At 68.4% G+C, this 21,529-nt stretch carries 20 protein-coding genes; 10 read left to right on the plus strand and 10 right to left on the minus strand.

Features of this window, described 5'->3' with window-relative positions:
• Window positions 1-125 precede the first annotated feature (125 nt).
• The 4 genes from MAY35_RS17495 (at window position 126) to MAY35_RS17510 (ending at window position 4,833) form a co-directional block, all read left to right on the plus strand.
• Window positions 126-1,904, plus strand: coding sequence for an acyl-CoA dehydrogenase (locus MAY35_RS17495; RefSeq protein ID WP_238422567.1), 1,779 nt, complete (start codon window positions 126-128; stop codon window positions 1,902-1,904).
• 64 nt (window positions 1,905-1,968) lie between these two features.
• A complete protein-coding gene (locus MAY35_RS17500) occupies window positions 1,969-2,730 on the plus strand; it encodes an SDR family NAD(P)-dependent oxidoreductase (protein WP_238422568.1) in 762 nt (253 codons plus the stop codon).
• Window positions 2,731-2,819: 89 nt separating this feature from the next.
• Window positions 2,820-3,350, plus strand: coding sequence for a PH domain-containing protein (locus MAY35_RS17505; protein ID WP_238422569.1), 531 nt, complete (start codon window positions 2,820-2,822; stop codon window positions 3,348-3,350).
• Complete coding sequence (locus tag MAY35_RS17510; RefSeq protein ID WP_238422570.1) at window positions 3,337-4,833, plus strand: PH domain-containing protein; 1,497 nt, start codon at window positions 3,337-3,339, stop codon at window positions 4,831-4,833. Before MAY35_RS17505 ends, MAY35_RS17510 begins: the two co-directional genes overlap by 14 nt.
• Before the next feature lie 8 nt (window positions 4,834-4,841).
• On the opposite strand, the gene chrA is transcribed toward MAY35_RS17510, so the two are convergent.
• Window positions 4,842-6,221 (minus strand): chromate efflux transporter, encoded by a 1,380-nt coding sequence (gene chrA / locus MAY35_RS17515; protein ID WP_238422571.1) that lies wholly within the window; start codon window positions 6,219-6,221, stop codon window positions 4,842-4,844.
• A gap of 313 nt (window positions 6,222-6,534) precedes the next feature.
• Here chrA and MAY35_RS17520 point away from each other — a divergent pair, with 313 nt between their 5' ends.
• The gene (locus tag MAY35_RS17520) at window positions 6,535-8,367 is read left to right on the plus strand and encodes an FAD-dependent oxidoreductase (protein ID WP_238422572.1); all 1,833 of its coding nucleotides are present in this window, start codon (window positions 6,535-6,537) and stop codon (window positions 8,365-8,367) included.
• A gap of 38 nt (window positions 8,368-8,405) precedes the next feature.
• Window positions 8,406-9,080 carry a TetR/AcrR family transcriptional regulator gene (locus MAY35_RS17525; RefSeq protein ID WP_238422573.1) on the plus strand — a complete coding sequence of 225 codons (675 nt, stop codon included), beginning with the start codon at window positions 8,406-8,408 and terminating at the stop codon, window positions 9,078-9,080.
• On the opposite strand, the gene MAY35_RS17530 is transcribed toward MAY35_RS17525, so the two are convergent.
• Window positions 9,005-9,526: an NUDIX domain-containing protein gene (locus MAY35_RS17530; RefSeq protein ID WP_238422574.1), complete on the minus strand. Its 522-nt coding sequence runs from the start codon at window positions 9,524-9,526 to the stop codon at window positions 9,005-9,007. The genes MAY35_RS17525 and MAY35_RS17530 overlap by 76 nt on opposite strands.
• Window positions 9,527-9,638: 112 nt before the next feature.
• Window positions 9,639-10,013 (minus strand): cupin domain-containing protein, encoded by a 375-nt coding sequence (locus tag MAY35_RS17535; protein WP_238422575.1) that lies wholly within the window; start codon window positions 10,011-10,013, stop codon window positions 9,639-9,641.
• 189 nt (window positions 10,014-10,202) lie between these two features.
• Here MAY35_RS17535 and MAY35_RS17540 point away from each other — a divergent pair, with 189 nt between their 5' ends.
• From MAY35_RS17540 to rsgA, 4 genes are all read left to right on the plus strand, one after another.
• On the plus strand, window positions 10,203-10,433 hold the full coding sequence (locus tag MAY35_RS17540; protein WP_238422576.1) for a hypothetical protein: 231 nt from the start codon (window positions 10,203-10,205) through the stop codon (window positions 10,431-10,433).
• A complete protein-coding gene (locus MAY35_RS17545; RefSeq protein WP_238422577.1) occupies window positions 10,434-10,817 on the plus strand; it encodes a VOC family protein in 384 nt (127 codons plus the stop codon). It abuts the gene before it with no gap.
• A gap of 61 nt (window positions 10,818-10,878) precedes the next feature.
• The gene (gene aroA / locus MAY35_RS17550) at window positions 10,879-12,162 is read left to right on the plus strand and encodes a 3-phosphoshikimate 1-carboxyvinyltransferase (protein ID WP_238422578.1); all 1,284 of its coding nucleotides are present in this window, start codon (window positions 10,879-10,881) and stop codon (window positions 12,160-12,162) included.
• A 22-nt stretch (window positions 12,163-12,184) separates the two neighbouring features.
• On the plus strand, window positions 12,185-13,231 hold the full coding sequence (rsgA, locus tag MAY35_RS17555; protein ID WP_238422579.1) for a ribosome small subunit-dependent GTPase A: 1,047 nt from the start codon (window positions 12,185-12,187) through the stop codon (window positions 13,229-13,231).
• A gap of 40 nt (window positions 13,232-13,271) precedes the next feature.
• Here the strand turns inward: rsgA and MAY35_RS17560 are convergent, their stop codons facing one another.
• From MAY35_RS17560 to MAY35_RS17590, 7 genes are all read right to left on the minus strand, one after another.
• Window positions 13,272-14,471, minus strand: a complete 1,200-nt coding sequence (locus MAY35_RS17560; protein WP_238422580.1) for a fatty acid desaturase — start codon at window positions 14,469-14,471, stop codon at window positions 13,272-13,274.
• Between the two features lie 72 nt (window positions 14,472-14,543).
• A complete protein-coding gene (locus MAY35_RS17565; RefSeq protein ID WP_238422581.1) occupies window positions 14,544-15,893 on the minus strand; it encodes a fatty acid desaturase in 1,350 nt (449 codons plus the stop codon).
• A gap of 161 nt (window positions 15,894-16,054) precedes the next feature.
• A complete protein-coding gene (locus MAY35_RS17570) occupies window positions 16,055-17,173 on the minus strand; it encodes a GNAT family N-acetyltransferase (RefSeq protein ID WP_238422582.1) in 1,119 nt (372 codons plus the stop codon).
• A gap of 107 nt (window positions 17,174-17,280) precedes the next feature.
• Window positions 17,281-18,396: a ferredoxin reductase gene (locus MAY35_RS17575; protein WP_238422583.1), complete on the minus strand. Its 1,116-nt coding sequence runs from the start codon at window positions 18,394-18,396 to the stop codon at window positions 17,281-17,283.
• A gap of 77 nt (window positions 18,397-18,473) precedes the next feature.
• A complete protein-coding gene (locus tag MAY35_RS17580) occupies window positions 18,474-19,040 on the minus strand; it encodes a hypothetical protein (RefSeq protein WP_238422584.1) in 567 nt (188 codons plus the stop codon).
• 126 nt (window positions 19,041-19,166) lie between these two features.
• Window positions 19,167-20,651 carry a wax ester/triacylglycerol synthase domain-containing protein gene (locus tag MAY35_RS17585; RefSeq protein ID WP_238422585.1) on the minus strand — a complete coding sequence of 495 codons (1,485 nt, stop codon included), beginning with the start codon at window positions 20,649-20,651 and terminating at the stop codon, window positions 19,167-19,169.
• Between the two features lie 203 nt (window positions 20,652-20,854).
• Window positions 20,855-21,346, minus strand: coding sequence for an Rv3235 family protein (locus MAY35_RS17590; RefSeq protein WP_308192467.1), 492 nt, complete (start codon window positions 21,344-21,346; stop codon window positions 20,855-20,857).
• Window positions 21,347-21,529: the final 183 nt, after the last annotated feature.

Consider the following 21,529-nt stretch of genomic DNA (forward strand, 5'->3'; position numbering starts at 1 on the left):
ATCCCGCCACGCCCACGCGTTCGGGCCGGATCTCGCGGCGTCGGCGGGCGGAGGCATGATGGACGGAGCCCGACGCGGACGTCACAGAGCAGACGGTCCGCCGGCCCGATCGACGAGGAAGTGCGATGACCACACCCATGTCCCGGCAGGACCTCGAGTTCCTGCTGTACGAATGGCTCGACGTCGAGGCGCTGACCTCGCGCGACCGTTTCTCCGCGCACTCACGCGACACCTTCGACGCAGTTCTCGAACTCAGCGCCGACCTCGCCATGAAGTGCTTCGCACCGGCCAACAAGATCGGCGACGCCAACGAGCCGTACATCGGTGACGACGGCAAGGTCGTCCTGCCCGACGAGGTGGTGGCCGGACTCACCGAGTACCGCAAGGCAGGCCTCATCTCCGCCTCCTTCGACGAAGAACTCGGCGGCATGCAACTGCCCACCGTCATCCGGCAGGCGTCCGCCGTCTGGTTCCAGGCCGCCAACGCCGCGATGTCGTCGTACAACTTCCTCACCGTCGGCAACGCCAACCTGCTCGCCGAATACGCCACCCCCGAACAACTCGACACCTGGGTCCGCCCCCTGGTCGAAGGCCGCTTCTCGGGCACCATGTGCCTGTCCGAACCGCAGGCCGGGTCGTCGCTGGCCGACATCACCACCAAGGCCGAACCCGCAGGCGACGGCACCTACCGCATCACCGGAACCAAGATGTGGATCTCCGCGGGCGATCACGAACTCACCGAGAACATCGTGCATCTCGTCCTCGCGAAGATCCCCGGCGGCGGACCCGGGGTCAAGGGCATCTCGCTGTTCATCGTGCCCAAGTACCTGGCCGACGGCACCCGCAACGACGTCGCGCTTGTCGGTCTCAACCACAAGATGGGCAACCGCGCCACCACCAACACCCTGCTCAACTTCGGCGACGGCACGTTCCCCGCCGACTCCGCTCCCGGCGCTGTCGGCTTCCTGGTCGGCGAAGAACATCGCGGCCTCTCCTACATGTTCCACATGATGAACGAAGCCCGCATCGGCGTCGGATTCCTCGCCACCGCACTGGGATATGCCGGTTACCGGGCGTCACTGGACTACGCCAAGGTGCGCACCCAGGGCCGTCCGGTGGACCAGAAGGATCCGGCGACCAAGCCGGTTGCGATCATCGAACACGCCGACGTCCGCCGCATGCTGCTGGCCCAGAAGTCCTACGTCGAGGGCGCACTGGCGTTCGGGTTGTACTGCAGCACCCTCGTCGACGAAGCGGCCACCACCGAAGACGCCGACGAGCGCGCCCGGTTGAACCTGCTGCTCGAGGTACTCACCCCGATCGCCAAGAGCTGGCCGTCGCAGTGGTGCCTCGAGGCCAACAGCCTCGCCATCCAGGTCCTCGGCGGCTATGGCTACACCCGCGAATTCGACGTCGAGCAGTACTACCGCGACAACCGCCTGAACCCGATCCACGAAGGCGCACACGGCATCCACGGCATCGACCTGCTCGGCCGCAAGGTCATCATGCAGGGCGGGGCCGGACTCGCCGCGCTCGCGGAGACCATCGGCGCCACCATCACACGTGCGCGCGGGGTCGACGCGGCCTCCGGCTACGCCGACACCCTGCAATCCGCCGTGGACCGCCTGGTGAAGGTCACCGCCCACATCTGGTCGGCAGGCGACCCCAAACTGTCGTTGGCCAACGCCACGATCTACCTCGAGACCACCGGGCACATCGTCCTGGCGTGGATCTGGCTGGAGCAGCTTCTCGCCGCCGACGGCCGCGAAGGCGATTTCTACGACGGCAAACGCGCTGCGGCGCAATACTTTTTCCGATACGAACTGCCGAAGACCGGCCCGCAGCTCGATCTGCTGACGGCCCTGGACAGCACGACACTGGACGTCGAACCGGCCTGGTTCTGACCGATTCCACCCCGCAGCCGGCGCACCCCGTCGGCTCATCGGCGAGTAGACAAGGGAGACAACGATGTCCGTGATGGATCTGTTCGACACCACCGGCAAGGTGGTCATCGTGACCGGCGCGTCGTCCGGTTTGGGCGTCTCGTTCGCGCGCGGTTTCGCCGAAGCCGGCGCCGACGTGGTGCTCGCCGCACGCCGGGCCGAGAAGCTCGCCGACACCGCGGCGGCCGTCGAGGCACTGGGGCGTAGAGCACTCGTGGTGCCCGCCGACGTCGTCGAGCCCGAACAGTGCCAGCGTGTCGTCGACGCCGCGATGGAGACCTTCGGCAAGGTCGACGTGCTCATCAACAACGCGGGAGTCGGCACCGCCTACCCGGCCACCCGCGAGACCCCGGAACAGTTCCGGAGCGTCATCGACGTCAACCTGAACGGCTCGTACTGGATGGCCCAGGCCTGCGGGCGGGTCATGCAGCCGGGAAGCTCGATCATCAACATCTCGTCGATCCTCGGCATCACCACCGCGGGACTGCCACAGGCCGCATACGCGGCGAGCAAGGCCGGCGTCATCGGTCTCACCCGCGACCTCGCCCAGCAGTGGGGCGCACGCAAGGGCATTCGCGTCAACGCCATCGCGCCGGGCTTTTTCGAGAGCGAGATGACCGACACCTATCAGCCGGGATACCTCGACTCGCAGATGCCGCGAGTCCTGCTCGGCCGCACCGGACACGGCGAAGAACTCGCGGCGACCGCCATCTGGTTGTCGTCGGCCGCCGCCGGATACGTCACCGGACAGACCCTGCCCGTCGACGGTGGCATCACCGTCACCTAGGACCGGCGGCATCAGTCACCCGTCCCTCCGAGGCGCGCTTCGCTCGCACCTCGGGGATCCGGGTTCGTCCACCCCTAGACTGAACAGCAATGGACCCTTCATCTGATTCGCCCCGGCCGACGCGCCCCGACGTGCACCCGACCCTGCGCGAACCCGCCAACAGCGTCGACCCGCGCGCGAAGACCCTGTGGCGCATCGGACCACTGGTCCTCGGGGTCCCGACACTGATCGCCGCGGTCGTGGTGGCCGTGGTCGTCGAGGAAGCACGATGGATCGCGCTCACCGCGGGGTTGGCCGCGGCCGCCCTCACGGTCGCGTACACCACCGTGGTGCCGTTGTGGCGCTACCGCTTCCATCGGTGGGAGGTCAGCGAGGACGCGGTGTACTCGCAGTCGGGATGGTTCGTCCGGCACCGGGTGATCATCCCCATCGCGCGGATTCAGGTGGTGGACACCGAAGCCGGTCCCATCGAACAGTTCCTCAGGCTCGCGAAGCTGACGGTCACCACCGCGTCGTCGGCCGGGACCATCCACATCGTCGGCCTCGACGCCGAGGTCGCGCGCACGACCGCGGCCGATCTGACCATCCGCACACAGGCTTTCACCGATGACGCGACCTGACCGACTGCACATCGACACCGCCGACGAATGGCACCGGTTGTCGCCGTGGATGATGGCGGTCAAGCCGGTCGAGCTCCTCCCGTCGCTGGTGCCGGTCCTGATCGCCCTCGTCTTCGCGGGGCAGGGAGCACCGCTGTTCACCATGATCGCGACGGCCGTGATCGTGCCCCTGGTCACCGTCGTCCCCTGGCTGACGACCCGCTATCAGGTGACCGACGACCACGTCCGGGTCCGGAGCGGACTCGTCACCCGTCGCGTCGCCACCGCACGTCGGGACCGCATCCGCAGCGTCGATCTCACGGCGTCGCCGGTCCACCGGTTGCTGAAATTGCAGAAGGTCAAGATCGGCACCGGCGGCGACGACGAATCGTCGGCGGTCACGCTCACCGCGCTGCCCATCGATGAGGCCCGCGCCCTGCATGACAACCTCATGGCCACCCGTCCCCACGGCGCGATGTCGACCGCACAGGACGGCGAGCCCCCGGCATCGGCGGATCACGACACCGAGGTCCTGGCCCGGTTCGAGACGTCGTGGCTCCGGTACTCGCCGTTCTCGGTGGCCGGACTCGCGCTGGCGGCGGGCGCCGCCGGCCTCGCCGCACAGATAGCCAACGACGCCGGGGTGTTCTCCGACGGGATCGGGATCGCACGCGACGCGTTCGACGCGGTGCGTCAGACCGCCATCGGCCTCGTGATCGCCGGCGTGGCGCTCGTCGTCACCGTCGTCGGCGCGCTTCTGTCGGTCCTCGCCTATGTGTTGAACTACTGGAACTTCCGGCTCATCCGCCATGCCGACGGAACCCTTCGGACCGAGCGTGGTCTCCTCACCACCAACGCGATCAGCTTCGACGAGCAGCGGATTCGCGGCAGCCACCTCACCGAGCCCGTACTGATGCGACCGCTGAAAGGTGCGCGCCTGCACGCGATCGCGACGGGCAGCACCAAACACCCGCTGCTGCTCCCGCCCGCCCCGATCGACGAGGCGATGCGCGTCGCCGGTCTCGTGACCCACGAGCGGGCCGAGCTCACCACACCGCTGGTCCGACACGGTCGTACGGCATCACTCCGTCGCCTCACCCGCGGATTCCTGTTCGGGGCGATCATGTGCGCCGGCCTCGTGGTCGCGGTTGTCGCAGGCGCCGTGCCCGCGCCGTGGGTGGCGGTGGGTGTTCTGGCCGTTCTCGTCTCGACCGCACTCGGCGGGGTGCGTGCCCGGCATCTGGGACACCGGGTCACCGCACGCTCGGTGGTCATCGCCCCGCCGACCGTCGCCCGCCAACGCATCGTCATCGACCGTGACGGCGTGCTCGGCTGGGCCGACCGGTCGTCGATCTTTCAGCGCCGCAACGGGATCAGCACCCTGACCGTCGCGACCGCGGCCGGCGCCGAACACTACGCGATGGTCGACGTCGACGACAGAACTGCCGCCGCGATCACCGGCGAGGTGTCGGGCGACTGGATGCGACCGTTCCTCACCCCCTGACCTGCCGCTCAGGCCAGCGGCAACCCGACCGCGGCGGCGAGCACCCCGAGTGCCGCGCAGATGCCGAGGGTGCGGAGCACCGATTGTTGGAGCGGGTAGACGAGGACGACTGCGACCACTGCGATCACGACCGCGAGTGGGCGCAGCGTATCGAGGTGCGGTACCGCGAGGTGCAGTGGTCCGGCGGTGACGACCGTGGTGTCGCGAAAGAGCGTGTGCAGGGCGAAATACAGCGCGAGGTTCGCGATCACGCCCACCACCGCAGCGGTGACGCCGTTGAGCGCGGACGTGAGATGCCGGTTGTTGCGGAGCTTTTCGATGAACGGCGCCCCGAGGACGATGAACACGAAACTCGGCACGAAGGTGACCCAGGTGGTCAATAGCGCGCCGATGGTCGCCGCGACCCACGGGTCGATGCCGCCGGGGTCGCGGTAGGCGCCCAGGAACGCGACGAACTGGACGACCATGATCAGCGGACCGGGCGTCGTCTCGGCCAGCCCGAGCCCCCGCACCATCTCGCCCGGCGACACCCAGCCGTAGACGTCGACCGCCTGCTGGGCGATGTAGGCGAGCACCGCGTAGGCACCGCCGAAGGTGATCAGTGCGGTCCAGGTGAAGAAGGTGCCCTGCTGGGTGAACACACTGCCCGCCCCGGTGGTCGCCACGACGATTCCCATGGGGACCACCCACGCGAGACCGCCGACGAGCAGCACGATCCCGGCGCGCCGCCAACTCGGCGACGCCGTGTGGATGGCGTCGTCGGCGATGACCGGGGCAGGCCCGTCATCGGATGGCTCCGAGTCGGATAACTCGCCGCCGGTGGTGACCTGATGGCGCCCGGTCAACCAGCCGACGACGCCGGCCGCGACGATGACGATCGGAAAGGGAACGGCGAACACCGCGAGGGCGATGAATGCGGCGACGGCGATCGCGACCTGAACCGGACCGATGAGTGCCCGCTTGCTGACCCGGGTGACCGCCTGCGCGACGATCGCGAGCACGGCCGGTCCGATACCGGCGAACAGTGCCGCCACGATCGTCGTCGCACCGAACGCCACATAGATCGCCGACAGCCCGAGCATCGCGACGACCCCGGGCAGGACGAACAGGATGCCGGCGATGAGGCCGCCCGCCGTGCCGTTCAGCAGCCAACCGACGTAGACGGCGAGTTGCTGGGCCTCCGGACCGGGCAGCAGCATGCAGTAGTTCAGGGCGTGCAGGAATCGCCGCTGACCGATCCACCGCCGGTCGTCGACGAGCGCCCGCTGCATCACCGCGATCTGACCCGCGGGCCCGCCGAAGGTCTGCAGGGAGATCAGGAACCACGCCCTCGTCGCCGCGCGCAGCGAGACACCCGTCGCCGTGCGGACAGTGGGTGCGCCCCTCACCCTGCCGTCCTCGTCAGACACAGGTGTCGTCCCCTTCGTCGTGTTCTTCCGTCGAGGCACGGAGGCCCCGAGTTGCTCTCACCTGATGCAACGCGGGTGACGATCCGGTTGTCCAGGATTGAACTCGGGGTGATCCGTAGGTGACACCTACCCCCCGGGATCTTCGCGGGAGTTCGGCGTCGACGAGAACACGACTGAGACGATTTCCGGAAACCGTCCGACCGGTTTCGGCGCTGTGGTAGACATCACACCAGATCAGTCATCACTGACTGTTCTCACCGACTGCGGTGTCACCGACCAGGGGGTCACACTGATGACAGACGTCGAGAACACTTCCCGCACAACTCTTCACCAGGGGCTACCGCGCCGCGCGGTGCTGCGCGGGTCCGCGGCCGCCGCCGTGCTCGCCGGGACCGCGGTGGCGTTGCCGGGAGTTGCCGTCCCGTCCGCGCAGGCGGTGCCCCGCCGAGGCGGCGGGCGAGGACGCGACGTCGCGATCTTCGGTGGCGGGATGGCGGGCCTGTCGGCGGCACACGAACTCATCGAGCGCGGCTTCGCGGTGACCGTCTATGAACCGTCCCGACTCGGCGGCAAGGCCTTCAGCCACGACGTGCCGGGCACGGCGCGTGGCGGACGAATGGCTCTGCCGGGCGAACACGGCTTCCGGTTCTTCCCCGGCTGCTATCAGCATGTGCCCGACACGATGGAACGCATCCCCGTCGGCGGCAGCAACGTCCGGGACCGGCATCTCATCAACGTCGAATCCGCCGTGATCGCGTTCGACGATGCCGGGTACGCCCCGACCACCGCCCCGGCGTCGATCATGGGGTTCGTCGAGCACGCCCCCGAGATCGTCACGCTCGACAACCTGCGCAACGCGTTGATGACCGGTCTGGAGTTCGTCGTCGACGTTCCGCCGCCCGAGCTGACATTCTTCGTCACCCGCGAACTGATCATCGCGACGAGCTGCACCGAACGACGAATAGGCCAGTGGGAGAACCAGTCCTGGATGCAGTTCGTCAAGTCCAAGGGAAAGTCCCGGGCGTATCAGCGATACCTCGTCGGTGCGCTCACGCGGGCCCTCGTGGCGGCGAAGCCCGACACCGCCTCGGCACGAACGATCGGCCAGATCGGTCTCGCGCTGGCAACGTCGGCGACCGGCCTCGTCAGCGGTTACGACGCCGGCCCGGTCCACGGTGGCGTCGACCGAATCCTCAACCGGCCCACGAACCATGCGTGGATCGACCCGTGGGTCGCGCACCTGAGAGGTCGCGGTGTGCGCTTCGAGATGGGGACGGGCCTGGCTCACCTGGATTTCGCCCGCGGACGTGTCGGCGGTGCTCGACTCACGACGGGCGCGTCGGTGGACTCCGACTGGTATGTCGCCGCCATGCCCATCGACCGGCTCCGGCCACTGCTGTCCCCCGAACTCGTCGATGCCGACCCGTCGCTGGCTGGAATCCACGCACTCAAGGACGACTGGATGGTCGGCATCCAGTACTTCCTGTCACGCCGGGCCGACATGCCGCCGAGTCACATCGCCGCGCTCGGAACCCCCTGGGCGTTGACCGGACTGTTCCAGGCCCGGCCGTGGAACGTCGACTTCGCGCGCAAATACGGCGACGGTCGCGTCCAGGACTGTCTGTCGATCGACATCTCGGAGTGGGAGAAACCCGGGATCCTGTACGGCAAGCCCGCGAAACAGTGCACCAAGCAGGAGATCGCCCGGGAGGTGTGGGCCCAGATGAGCCGCGCGATGAACTCGGGAGGTCGCAAGCTCCTGCGATCGGAGGAGATCGTCACGTGGTCGCTCGACCCGGGGATCACCTGGTCGCCCTCGATCGCCAACGCGACGCCACTGATGGTCAACACCGCGGGGTCGTACAAGAACCGCCCGCACGCCTACACCTCGATTCCCAACCTGTTCATCGGTGGCGACCACGTCCGGAGCAACATCGACCTCGCGACGATGGAGGGCGCCAACGAGTCCGGCCGACGGGTGACGAACGCGATCATCGCGGCGGCGGACAGCCCCGCCCCGGACGCGACGGTCTTCCCGCTGTGGGAACTTCCGATGCTCGAGCCGCTCAAACAGATCGACCGGGATCGCTACCGCGCCGGTCTGCCGCACATCCTCGACGTGTGAGGACGAACCGGGATCGTGCGCGCACTACGATCTCCCCCGTGACCACCTCCCCCGGTGCCGCCCGTCCGCCGCGGCAGCAGCGCAGCGGGGTGACACAGACCCGAATCCTCGACGCCGCGATCCGCGTGCTCGTCGACCGCGGGTATTCGGCCGCCAGCACGGTCGCGATCCAGAACGAGGCCGGTGTCAGCCGCGGTCGTCTGCTGCACCACTACCCGTCCCGCGATGTGCTCCTGATGGCGGCGGTGGGCCACCTCGCGCGCACCCGGATCGCCGAGTTGCCCAGCCGCGTCGACTGGCCCGTCGACCCGATCGAGCGGATCGCACTGGCCACCGAAGTCGGCTGGTCGACGTTCCACCAGCCGTACTTCGTGGCGTCGATGGAGCTGTGGGTCGCGGCCCGCACCAACGCGAACCTGCGGACCGCACTCCTCCCGACCGAACGCGAGATCGGTCAGACCGTGCGCCGGGCCGTCGCCGGTTTCCTCGGTATGGAGCTGACCTCGTCGCCGCGGTACGCCGACCTCTATCCGTTGCTGCTGTCGAGCATGCGCGGCGCGGCCACGACCTATCTCATCGACCGGCGCGACCCGCTGACCGATCCCCACCTGCCGTTATGGCGTGAGCTCACCCGCGTCTACCTGCTCGACGACCCCGACCCCGCGGCCGGGACGTCGAGGGCATCGAGCAGCCGATCGACGAACGGCGCCTGAGCGGGGTTGAGCTTGGCCCGCGCGACCTCCGGGGTGAACCATCGGGCGCGATCGATCTCCGGGAACGACTGCATCCGGCCCGACCGCGGCGGCCACATGAGATCGAAGGTGTTGCTCACGACGGTCGTGGTGTCCAGATCTCCCTCCACTGCGAAGCCGACCACCGTCTTACCGCTCTTCAGCCGGACCTCGCCGAGATCGATCGGCGTCCCGTCGGGCACCGGGCTGCCGATCTCCTCGGCGTACTCGCGCTGCGCAGCGTCCCAGTCGGACTCGCCGGGATCGACGAGCCCCTTCGGCACCGACCACGAACCGGCGTCCGGTTTGCGCGCCCAGATCGGCCCGCCCGGGAACGCGACGAGGACTTCGACGCCGCTGCCGTCGGGCACCGGAACACGCCGGTAGAGCAGGATGCCCGCGCTGCGGCGGGAGGTGGTTGCGATCACCGCTACATCATCACGGACCTGTGCGGGGCCTTGTCACCGTTCCGACCGTGTTCGGGGGACGTTCCTCGGCCGACCACGCCCCGGTCGCCCACGCGCAGCCCCGAAAGACCGCTCAGCCGGTCGTTTTCGCATAGTTGCTCGCGCCGTAGAAGTCGACGAGAATCACCGGTTCGTCGCCGACGACCCACGCGTCATGGCCCGAGGGCAGCGAGGTGATCTGTCCGGGTCCGGCCTCGAACTCGGTTCCGTCAGCCATGGCCACATGCAGCGTGCCGGCGACGTGATACTGGAAATGCGGTGCCTCGCAGAGCTCGGTGCCGGCGATCGGTTTGACGTCGACCGACCACCGCCATCCGGGCTGCAGGACCAGCCGGCCGATGTCGGACCGGCCGACAGTGACTAGTTCAGTCTGCCCGTTCCCGAAGGTCCGTACCTCGTCGGGTTCGGCGAAGTCACGGTGCTCGGTGCGATGCTCGGTGCTGGTCATTCTGATCCCCTCCGGTGGTTTCGTGAGATACCCCCGACGGTCTCCGACCCTAGGACTCCCAGCTTGCGTTTCCCTTGCGGCGAGCACACGATCGGGCATCGGTCGTCACCGAACCACGTGTCCGCAGCGGTTCCGACGACCCGCCGTAGAAGCCTTCCCCCGGCAACGGATCGGCCTATCGTGGAGAACATGTCCGGACGTGACCCCGAGCCAGCCCCCGACGACGGTCGCATCGTCGACCCCGACCTCCCGCACGAGTGGCCGCACCGGTCGGCCTTCGCCTTCGGCGACTCGACCCCGATCGGCGAGACCGAGCGACTCGCACGGCAACGCGCGGCGTACGAGGCGGCGGGACACGGCAGCGACCACAATCGCGGGCACGCGCTCGGTGGCTCCGACGGCACCACCGAGGGACAGTAGATGGAGGTCCTGTCCAGCCGGGTGCTGTTGCTCTCGGCCGACCCCGAACGTTTGCAGTCGTTCTATCGCGACAGCCTCGGCCTGCCCGTCTACCGGGAGTACCCGGGTGGCGTGGTGTTCTTCGCCGGCAACGGCCTCGTCGAGATCTCCTCGCACATGAAGGCCGACGAGCCGGACACGACGAGCAACGCGGTCCTGTGGCTGCAGGTCCGCGACGCCGACGCCGTGGCGCGCGAATTCCGCGAGCGGGGCGTCACCGTGGCCCGCGAACCCCGCGAAGAGCCGTGGGGCCTGATCGAGATGCACGCCACCGACCCGGACGGCCGCACGCTGATCATCGTGCAGATTCCGGCGGACCACCCGTTGCGCGCCGACACCCGCTAGCCGGCCACCCCCTCCCGGTCGGCAACCGGAGGCGCGCCCCGGGCATGACAAACTGGTCCGCATGACTTCCTGGAGTGCACCGACCTGCACGCACGACCTCGACGGGACAGTCGTCCTGCCCGGTTCGAAGTCGATCACCAATCGTGCGCTGGTCCTCGCGGCGCTCGCCGACGGACCGTCGACCGTTCGGGGCACTCTGCGCAGCCGGGACACCGACCTCATGCTCGGCGCGCTCGACGCGCTCGGCGTCGAGATCCGGGTCGACCCGGCGGACGACACCACGGTCTCGCTCGCCCCCGGTCCCCTGCGCGGCGCCGACGTCGACTGCGGTCTGGCGGGCACCGTCATGCGGTTCCTCCCGCCGGTGGCGGCGCTCGCCTCCGGCCCGGTGCGGTTCGACGGCGACCCGCACGCCCGCGTACGGCCGCAGACCACCATCCTCGACGCACTGCGAGGCCTCGGCGTGTCCATAGACGGCGATCGGTTGCCGTTCACCGTGGACGGCGTCGGTCGCGTACCGGGTGGCGAGGTCGTCATCGACGCGTCGGGGTCGTCGCAGTTCGTCTCGGGACTCCTGTTGTCGGCGGCCCGGTTCGACGAGGGCCTGGTCGTCCGGCATGTCGGTCCGCCGGTGCCGTCGACCCCGCACATCGACATGACCGTGGACATGCTGGCGACGGCCGGCGTCGCCGTCGACACCTCTGAAGCGGATGTGTGGCGCGTCGCGCCCGGTCCGATTCGCGCCGTCGACTGGACGGTCGAACCCGATTTGTCGAATGCCGCCGCGTTTCTCGCCGCCGCGGCCGTCACCGGCGGCGTCGTCCGCGTCCCGCACTGGCCCGCGGTGACCACTCAGCCGGGTGCGCGGATCGCCGACGTCCTCGCCGAGATGGGCTGCACCGTCGAGCATCTCGACGGCACGCTCTCGGTGCGCGGGCCGCGAGTCCTCCACGCCGTCGACCTCGACCTGCGGGACATCGGCGAACTCACGCCGACGATCGCCGCGCTGTGCGCGCTGGCCGACGGCATCAGCGAACTGTCCGGCATCGCCCATCTGCGCGGCCACGAGACCGATCGCCTCGCCGCCCTCACCACAGAGATCACCCGCCTCGGCGGCTCGTGCGCCGAGACCGACGACGGCCTGCGCATCACCGGCACGGCAGGCACCACGGACTCGAGCCTGCACGGCGGCACCTGGGAGTCGTACGCCGACCACCGCATGGCCACGGCCGGCGCGATCATCGGCCTGGTCACTCCGGGGGTGGAGGTCGACGACATCGAGACGACGAGCAAGACCCTTCCCGACTTCCCGGGCATGTGGCAGCGAATGCTCGGACGCGCATGAGTTCTCGAGGGCAGGCGCGCCGTTGAGCCGCCGCGCGGCGAGCTACGACGAATCCGATGTCCGGGTTCGTCCGGGCAAGGGCACCCGACCGCGCACCAAGACGCGACCGTCGCATGAGGACGCCGAGCAGGCCATGGTGGTGTCGGTGGACCGGGGGCGCTGGGGCGTCGTGCTCGGTGGCGACCCGGCCCGGCGGGTGGTCGCGATGCGCGCCCGGGAACTGGGGCGCACCCCCATCGTCGTCGGCGACGATGTGTCGGTCGTCGGCGACCTGTCCGGACGACCCGACACGCTGTCGCGCATCGTGCGCGTCGCCGAGCGACGAACCGTGTTGCGCCGCACCGCCGATGACTCCGATCCGTATGAACGGATCGTCGTGGCGAACGCCGATCAGCTGCTCATCGTGACGGCCATGGCCGACCCGCCACCGCGCACCGGGTTCGTCGAACGGGCCCTGGCCGCCGCCTACGTCGGTGGGTTGTCGCCGATCCTGTGTCTGACGAAATCCGATCTCGCCGATCCCACCGAGTTCACGGCGGCTTTCGCCGATCTCGAGTTGCCGGTCATCTGTGCGGGCCGCGACGACCCGCTCGACGACATCGTGGCCGCCCTACAGGGCCGGATCACCGCGTTCATCGGACATTCCGGAGTCGGCAAGTCGACGCTCGTCAATCGTCTTGTGCCGGACGCCTATCGGGCCACCGGCGTGGTGTCGGGAGTCGGCAAGGGGCGACACACCTCCACACAGTCGGTGGCGCTTCCGCTCCCCGGGGACAGTGTGCCGCGGGGCTGGGTCGTGGACACCCCGGGTATCCGATCGTTCGGTCTCGCACATGTGGGACCCGACGACATCGTCGCCGCGTTCGACGATCTCCGTGACGCGATCGACGACTGTCCGCGCGGCTGTACGCATCTCGGCCCGCCCGCGGACCCGGAGTGCGCGCTCGACGGACTCGAGGGGCACTCCTACCGACGAGCCATGGCGGTGCGGACTCTCCTCGCCGCGGTGACTGGCGAGAGTGATCCCGGCGACGAGCAGGCACCACACGAGCCACAGCCTTCCGGCTGAGCGGGCCGACGCGGAGTCCGGCCACGACCACCGGAACCGGTCAGCGACGCCGCCGGCGCGCGCGCAACTCGGAGATGGCGGTCTTCAGCCCGGTGGCCCGCGGCTTCATCCCGGCGAACCGCTTCTCCGACGCGGTCTCGGGGGCATCATCGGCCGTCGCGCGCAGCAACGAGTCCGGCAGCGCCAGCTTGTTGATCGTCCGCAGCGTCTGAAGGTATTGCACGACAATCGATCCCGTGGTGTACGGCAGATCGTACTTGTCGCACAGGTCACGGACGCGGACGGCGATCTCGGCGTACCGGCTGCTCGGGAGGTCGGGGTAGAGGTGGTGCTCGATCTGATAGCAGAGATTGCCGCTGAAGAACGCCATCGCGGGGCCGGCGTTGAAGTTGGCGGTGCCGAGCATCTGCCGGAGGTACCACTGACCCTGCGTCTCGTTCTCGAGCGTGTCCGCGGTGAACTTCTCCGCACCGTCGGGAAAGTGACCGCAGAAGATGACCACGTACGCCCACACGTTGCGGATCAGGTTCGCGCTCAGGTTGGCCGTCAGCGTGTACTTGAAGTTCGGCCCCGTCAGCGCCGGGAAGAGCACGTAGTCCTTGGCGAGCTGCTTGCCGACCTTGCGGGCGAAGACCTTCAGCTGTGGGATCGCGACCTCCTTCGGCTTCTTGCCGGAGATCGCGTCCTTCAGGTCGAGGTCGTGGAGGCCGATACCCCACTCGAACAGCAACGCGAGCAGCACGTTGGTGACCGGCTGGAGGATCTGCTTGGGCTGCCACGGCTCGTCGCGGGTGACCCGCAACGTCTTGTAACCGACGTCGTGGTCCATGTCGAGGACGTTGGTGTACTTGTGATGGATGTAGTTGTGGGAATGCTTCCAGTGCGGCGACGCGCACACCATGTCCCATTCCCAGGTGGTCGAGTGGACCTCCGGGTCATTCATCCAGTCCCACTGCCCGTGCATCACGTTGTGCCCGAGCTCCATGTTCTCGATGATCTTCGACAACGCGAGCGCGGTGGTCCCCAGTAGCCAGAGGGGTTTCGACCGGCTCCCGAGCAGTGCGGCGCGACCCGCGACCTCGAGGGCGCGGTGCGCCAGGATGGTGCGCCGGAGATATCGGACGTCACGCATGCCGCGGTCCGCCTCGATCTCACGACGGAGCGCATCGAGCTCCGCACCGAGCGCTTCCACGTCGGCGTCGGTGAGGTGTGCGTACTCGTTGATGTCAGTGATTGCCATTACGCCTCATTATGCCCTTGTCGTGGGCAGATGCGGTTTCTCGACGGGATGGGACCACCTGACCTGCGGGGATCAGGCGGCCTGCTCATCGCGACGGACGGTCAGGTCGGTGACCTCGGCCCGAACCTGTCGGGAGCGCAGCGAACGGATCAGCCGTTCTCTTCTCCGGGTGCGCAGCGCGGAGATCGCGGACCGCAGACCGCGACGGGTGCCGGAGCTCTCGTCGATGGTCGCCTGCAGGCGGGCTCCGTCGGGAAGGCCTTGCTTGAAGCGACGCTCGGACGCGGTCTCGGGAGCATCGTCGGCGGTCGCCGACAGGTACTTGTCCGGCAGCGAGAGCTTGGCGATCGTCCGCCACGCCTTGGCGTACTGCACCGGGAACGGACCCGTCGTGTAGGGCAGGTCGTACTTGTCGCAGAGCGCGCGGACGCGTTCGGCGATCTCGGCGTACCGGTTGCTGGGCAGATCCGGGAAGATGTGGTGCTCGATCTGATAGGACAGGTTGCCGCTGAGGAAAGCCAGCACGAAGCCCGCATCGAAGTTGGCACTGCCGAGCATCTGGCGGAGGTACCACTCAGCCTGGCTCTCGTTGTCGACGTCCTGCTTGGTGAACTTCTCCGCGCCGTCGGGGAAATGGCCGCAGAAGATGACCGCGTTGCTCCAGACGTTGCGGATGACGTTGCCCAGCGCGGTGGCCGTGGCGGCCTTGGCATAGGCGCGGCCGTAGCCGACCCGATGCCCGGTCGCGGCACTGACCAGCGCCGGGTAAGCGAGGTAATCCTTGGCGACCTGTTTGCCGATCTTGGACAGGACGTCGTTGCGGTTGCGTCGGAACTCTTCCTGCGCCTCGGGGGTCTTGCGCTTCTTCCCGAGCTCGAGGTGCTGGACCGCCACGCCGTACTGGAAGGCCAGGGCGAGGATGGTGTTGTAGACGAGGTTGCCGTAGTTGAACGGACGCCACCGCTGGTCACGGGTCACGCGCAGGAGGCCGTAGCCCACGTCGTCATCCATGCCCAGCACGTTGGTGTACTTGTGATGGATGTAGTTGTGGGTGTGCTTCCAGTGCGCGGACGGATCGGTGTTGTCCCACTCCCACGTGGTGCTGTGCACCTCCGGATCGTTCATCCAGTCCCACTGCCCGTGCATCACGTTGTGCCCGAGCTCCATGTTCTCGACGATCTTCGCGACGCCGAGCGCACACGCACCCGCCCACCAGGCCGACTTCTTCGTCGAACCGAACAGGAGCGCGCGTCCGGTCACCTCGAGTCCACGCTGGAAACGGATGGTGTTGCGCAGGTAGCGGGCGTCACGCTCGCCACGGTCGGCTTCGATGTCGGCACGGATCGCGTCGAGTTCGGCACCCAGCGCGGCGACGTCGTCGTCGGTCAGGTGTGCGTATTCGGGGATGTCGGAGATCGCCATACAAGTGGTCCCTTCGCCGATGGTGAGCCGCGCGGCGGGCAGCGCTTCTCAGCACGTCCGCCTACGCCTACGTTTCCGTAACTTACGCAAGCGTAGGTTAGCGACGGCGATGTGTCCAGTGCGGCGACGTCAGTGCGGATGGGCGTCAGGGCGGATGGGCGTCAGGAGCCGCGGGCGGCCTCGTAGTCGTCGCGGAAGAGTTCGAAGCCGACGAGGTCTTCGAACACGCCGTCCGAGCGGGCCGCGAGCTTCTGCGTACCGAACTCGCGAAATCCGGCGGTGCGGGCGAGTTTTTTGCTGCCCTCGTTGCTGTCGGCGGCGAACAGGGTGAGCCGACGGAATCCCAGCTTGTCGAAGGCGTACTGAACCGCTGCCGGAAACGCTTCTCCCAGTACGCCTTTCCCTCGCGCCTCGGGATGGGTGTAGAAGCCCGCCTCGGCTCCGGTCACCTCGTCGATGTGCAGCAGGGTGATGTCGCCGAGGTAGTCGTCGGTCTCGCGATCGGCGACGGCCCACGTACAGGTCAACCCCTGGGCGGCGGTCCACCACTTCCGCAGGCGCTCCGCCGCGGCGTGCTCGAGTTCCAGCGGGTCGGGCCGCTCGAAGAGGTACTTCCGCGAGATCGGATCGTCGAGTGTTTCCCGGATGCGCGGGTCGTCGGACTCCGCCAGCGGCCGGAGCCGGAAGCGCTCGGTCTCGAACACGTCGGTGCGCCAGTCGGTCTTGGGATGCTGTGCGTCGGTCGCGTGCAGCGACCCGACCCATGCGTCCCGGATGTGGCCGCGGACCTCGATGCCGTTCTGGACCGCCGCGTCCAGCCGGAAACCGCACGAATGGGCAACACGCAAGGCATCGATGTTGCCCGCGACGGTCGTCCAGCGCACGACCTCTTTGCCGGCCTCGCCGAATGCGTAGTTCACCGCGAGCAGCACGGCCCGCTTCATCACTCCCCATCCGCGTGCATCGGGATGCAGGTCGTAACTGAGCCGGGTGAGCGGCCCCTCGCCCTCGATGTCGACGGTGCCGACGAACCGCCCGTCGAACTCGACGGCCCAGAGCATCCGGGACCCTTCGGCCCAGCGCTGCGGAGCGAAATCCAGCGCGAAGCGCTCAGCCGCAGCACGGCTGTACGGCGCAGGGATGGGGGTCCACCGCATCATGGCCGGATCTGCTGCCAGCTCGACCATCCGATCGAGGTCGCGGGGCTCATGCGGCCGCAGCGTGACGCCCCCGTCGCTCAGGACGGGAATGCTGCTGAGTTCCGGTGCCTCAGCCTTCACTGATGCCTTCGCGGACGATTTCCCGGAACCCGTTTCGGTGACCACGCACGGATCTCACCCTACCGGCTCGGCCGCGTCGGCGAGCCGTACGGAGCGCAAATTCCTGGTCAGACGTCCAGGGTGCAATCACCGGCAGCCGCGCTGACGCAGGTCTGGATGCGCTCACCCTCGACGTGTTCTACGCCGGACCGCAGGTCGCGGACACAGCCCTTGTCGAGCATCACCACGCAGCTCTGGCAGATGCCCATGCGGCAGCCGAAGGGCATGATCGCACCGGCCGACTCCCCCGCCTCCAACAGAGTGGTCGCGCCGTCGACGGTCGCTGACTTGCCCGAACGGCCGAAGGTCACGGTGCCGCCCTGCGCGCCCACGACGCCGCGTTCCAGCGCGAAACGCTCGATGTGCAGCTGGTCACCGAGTCGCGCATCGGTGTAGAGGCGGTGGAGACCGTCGAGGAACCCGGCGGGCCCGCACGCCCAGGTCTGCCGCTCCCGCCAGTCGGCGCACAACGACGGGAGGCTCTCGGGCGTCACCTGCCCGTCGGTCCGGGTGTACTGGACGTGCAGGTCGATGATCCCGTCCGCCGCGAGCTCGGCGAGTTCGTCGGCGAAGAGCAGGTCACCGGGCGTCGGAGTCGAGTGGACGAGCCGGATGTCGGTGTGCTGCTTGCGGTGTCGGACCGTGCGCAGCATCGAGATGATCGGCGTGAGTCCGCTGCCCGCGGTGACGAAGAGGACCTTCTGCGGCAGTGGGTCGGGTAGTACGAACTCGCCGCGAGGCGCCGCGAGGCGGACGACCGTGCCCTCCGTCAGCCCGTTCACCAGGTGGCTCGACAGGAACCCCTCGGGCATCGCCTTGACCGTGATGGAGATCGTCTTGTCGCTCGCCGACGCATCGGGCGTGGAGGTCAGCGAATACGACCGCCAGGTCCAGCGGCCCTCCATCAGCACGCCGATGCCGACGTACTGACCGGGCGCGTAGTCGAAGGAGAATCCCCATCCGGGCCGGATCCGGATGGTCGCGGTGTCCTCCGTCTCGCGGGTCACCGACACGACCTTGCCGCGCAGTTCCCGTGCCGACCACAACGGATTGGCCAGATGCAGGTAGTCGTCAGGAAGCAGCGGCGTCGTGATGCGGGTGAGGGCGGCCCGGACCCACTGCGTGCCGCGGTTGCGGGCTGCGACACCGGAGACCGGTTCCTCGAACCGCTCGAGCAGACCCATCGCACATACCGCCTTCGACGTCAGGGAAGCACTGTCGAAACACAGTAACCTACGCAACCGTAGGTTGTGGAGACGACTCAGAGCAGCTCGAGCAGAAAGGGCAGCTCTTGCGTCGCGTACCAGGCCAGATCGAAGTCCTCCACGTCGCCGACGGCGAGTTCGGCGTCGAGGTCGCCCATGTCGGCGGCGTCGATCACGACCACCGCCGCGCGGACCTTGTCCTCGGCCTCGGCGACGTCGACGTGGACGGACGCGATCGACGACAGCGGGATCGGGACGCCGACCTTGACCACGGCGTCGTCGAGGTCGGGCCGCAGCGTGACGTCTTCGACGTCGGCGGCGACCACGACCCGTCGAGGGGGCAACGACGCGGTCCCCCCGGGCCCTGTCGACGCCTCGTCCGCCGAGAGTTCGGCGTCCGCGTCGGCGTCGCCGGGTTCAGGTGCCTCCCCGGCGAGCAACCGCAGCGACGCCCGTGCGGCCTCGCGCAGCGCGACCTCCGAGAGTTCCTCGTCATCTCCCGAGACGAACGCCTCGCGCAGCGCGGGTGTCAACGCGAAGCCCGTCCCGCCGAGCGGACGGAACTCGCCATCGGCGTTGAGCTGCAACAGCATCGCCAGCGTCGCCGGCAGGTACACCCTCATGCGTTCTCTGTCTCCTGACGGTTCGGCGTGCGGTGGTACCGACCACCCTATCGGTGGCGCGGGGGCAGGACGCGGTACACCGACCCGCCACAACCGGCGAGACCCGCCCAGTCCGAGTGGACCCGCTCAGTCCGAGTGGACCAATTCTTCGTACGACTCGAAGACGTAGTCGGCCATCGCGGGCAGATCCCCGATGACTCCCCGATCGGCGACAAAAGCGAAGTGGAGATGATCGCCGTATTCGATGACGCTGATCGCGAGCGCCCGCTGGGACACGAGTGTCGGGATGGAGTACATCTGCCGCACGGGCGTGCCGAAGACGAACCGGTCCGGGATGGGGGCCGAACTCATCGCGACGGGCACGTTGTAGGCGCGACTGTTGAGCGAGCGGAATGCGCGCGAACTGATCTCCGGGAACGGCACGACGCCGAGTTCGGAGAAGAGTGGACTCGGCCCGCGGGTCATCCGTCGCGACGATTGGGCGTAGCGGTCCGCGAGCCCGGCGACCTGCGCGAGACGGACAGTCGGATTGTCTTCTCCCACTGGAAGATCCGTCACGAAGCTGGGCTTGCCGACACCGATCCAGCCCGGGTCGGGATCGGCGGTGACTTCCACTCCCGGATCGCGCACCGCCAACGGCACCACCACGCGGACGGTGTCTGCGGGGCCCTCGGCCGGATCGAACGACAGCATCCACTTTCGCATCACGCCGGAGATGATGGCGAGCTCGACATCGGTGACGGTGCAGGCGTGGCGCTCGGCGATCTTCGCGCACCCGCGGCGAGGCAGTTTCGTGGAGGTGAAGGACCGGGTCGTCGTGCCCGCGTTGTTCAGGGGGCTGCGGGGTGCGGAGTCGGTCAGCTGGGACACGACGTCCCCGACCCGGCGCGCGGTGGTCCCGACGGCCGAACGCATCTCCGAGACCAGCCCGTTGCCTCGAATCATCGTCTCGACCAGGTCGCCGGGGCGGGCCAGCGCCTCGGCCAGCGCACCGACGACGAGGCTCGTGTCGCCGGGAGGCGACCCCGGCATCCAGAGATCCTCGGGCAGCGATTCGGGTGCGTCGGTGCCGTCGCAGATGACCTCACTGATCTCCCGCGCCGCGTCGCCGTCGATGAGGCAGCGGTGGGACTTGGTCAGGATGGCCAGCCGCCCGTCCGCGAGGCCCTCGATGAGGTACATCTCCCACAGCGGGCGGGTGCGGTCGAGTGGGCGCGACATCACCCGAGCGACGAGGTCGTCGAGATCGAATGCCCCGCCCGGCCGGGGCAGTCCGGCGCGACGGATGTGGAAGTTGATGTCGAAATCGGGGTCGTCCACCCACACCGGTCGCGCGAGTCCCAGGCTGACCTCGCGAACCACCTGCCGGTAGTGCGGGATGAGCTGCAGCCGGTTCTCCACCAGCGATACCAGCTCGGCGTAGTCCAGCGTCGGCCGTGGCGGATCGTCCGGGGATGAAACAGACGGGCCAGATTCAGATGGGTCCCCACCGTCGTGAGCGGGGTCGGCGCCGGCCGGCTCCAGGATCAGCAACGCGCCGAGATGCGTCGTCGACCGCGAATCGTCGAGGAAGTAGTACATCGCGTCACGGGGCGACAGCCGGTTGACCACGACGCCGATCCTAGTCGCCCGATCCGAGTGCGGCCCGGTTCCGGACGTTCCGCGGCGCGGTCCCGACAAGACCATGCGCGACGACCGACGGCTCGACCATGAACCCCGTGCCGATCATGAACCCCGTGCCGACCATGAACCCCGTACCGGTCATGAACTCGCGCCGATAATGAAACCCGGGCCGATCATGAATCCCGAGCCGATCAGTGGAACTCCAGGGCGACCAGCTGCCAGCGGTACTCGACCTGACCGAGCGACCGACGAGTGCCGGGCTCCCGCGGGCCGCGGACACGGCACGGCTTGCGTTCGATGCGGCCGGCGAAGGCACGGACCCGCGCACCGGCGGCATACGAACCGAAGATCTCCGCGGCGCTGATGTCGCACATCTGCACATGCACCCGCTGCAGCACGGTTCCCACCGGGGCCTGTGTCAGCGGGGACGCGGGGTCGACGATCCGGAACGCGTCGTGCCGGACCAGCACCCCGACCTGGTCGGCGACCGCGGGTGAGACGACGTCGCCGAGATGACCGATCGCCCGCCGACGGTCTATCACCTCGAACAGCAGACGGGAGACGGCGATCGAGAAACGACGGGCCTCGGCCGCAGCCGCCACGGTCTTGCGCGCGGAGCCGGCGCTCGGGCCGGCCCCCACGGTGGAGCGGCGCGACTCGGACGTAACCGCCCGACCGGCCATATCGGCACCGGCCGGCTCATACGGCGGGGCGGTGCGGACCCTGACCCTGGGTGTCTGGGTCGGGAGGATCGTCTGGGCGGGGAGAAGCGTGTGCATGGGGTTTGGACGCACCAGCACCCCAGCCGGTTCCATCGATGTCCGCACGAATGTGCGCGGGCACCCCGTCGCCGCCGCGGGCGGCGG

The sequence above is a fragment of the Gordonia sp. 'Campus' genome (assembly GCF_022206305.1).
Taxonomy (GTDB): Bacteria; Actinomycetota; Actinomycetes; order Mycobacteriales; family Mycobacteriaceae; genus Gordonia.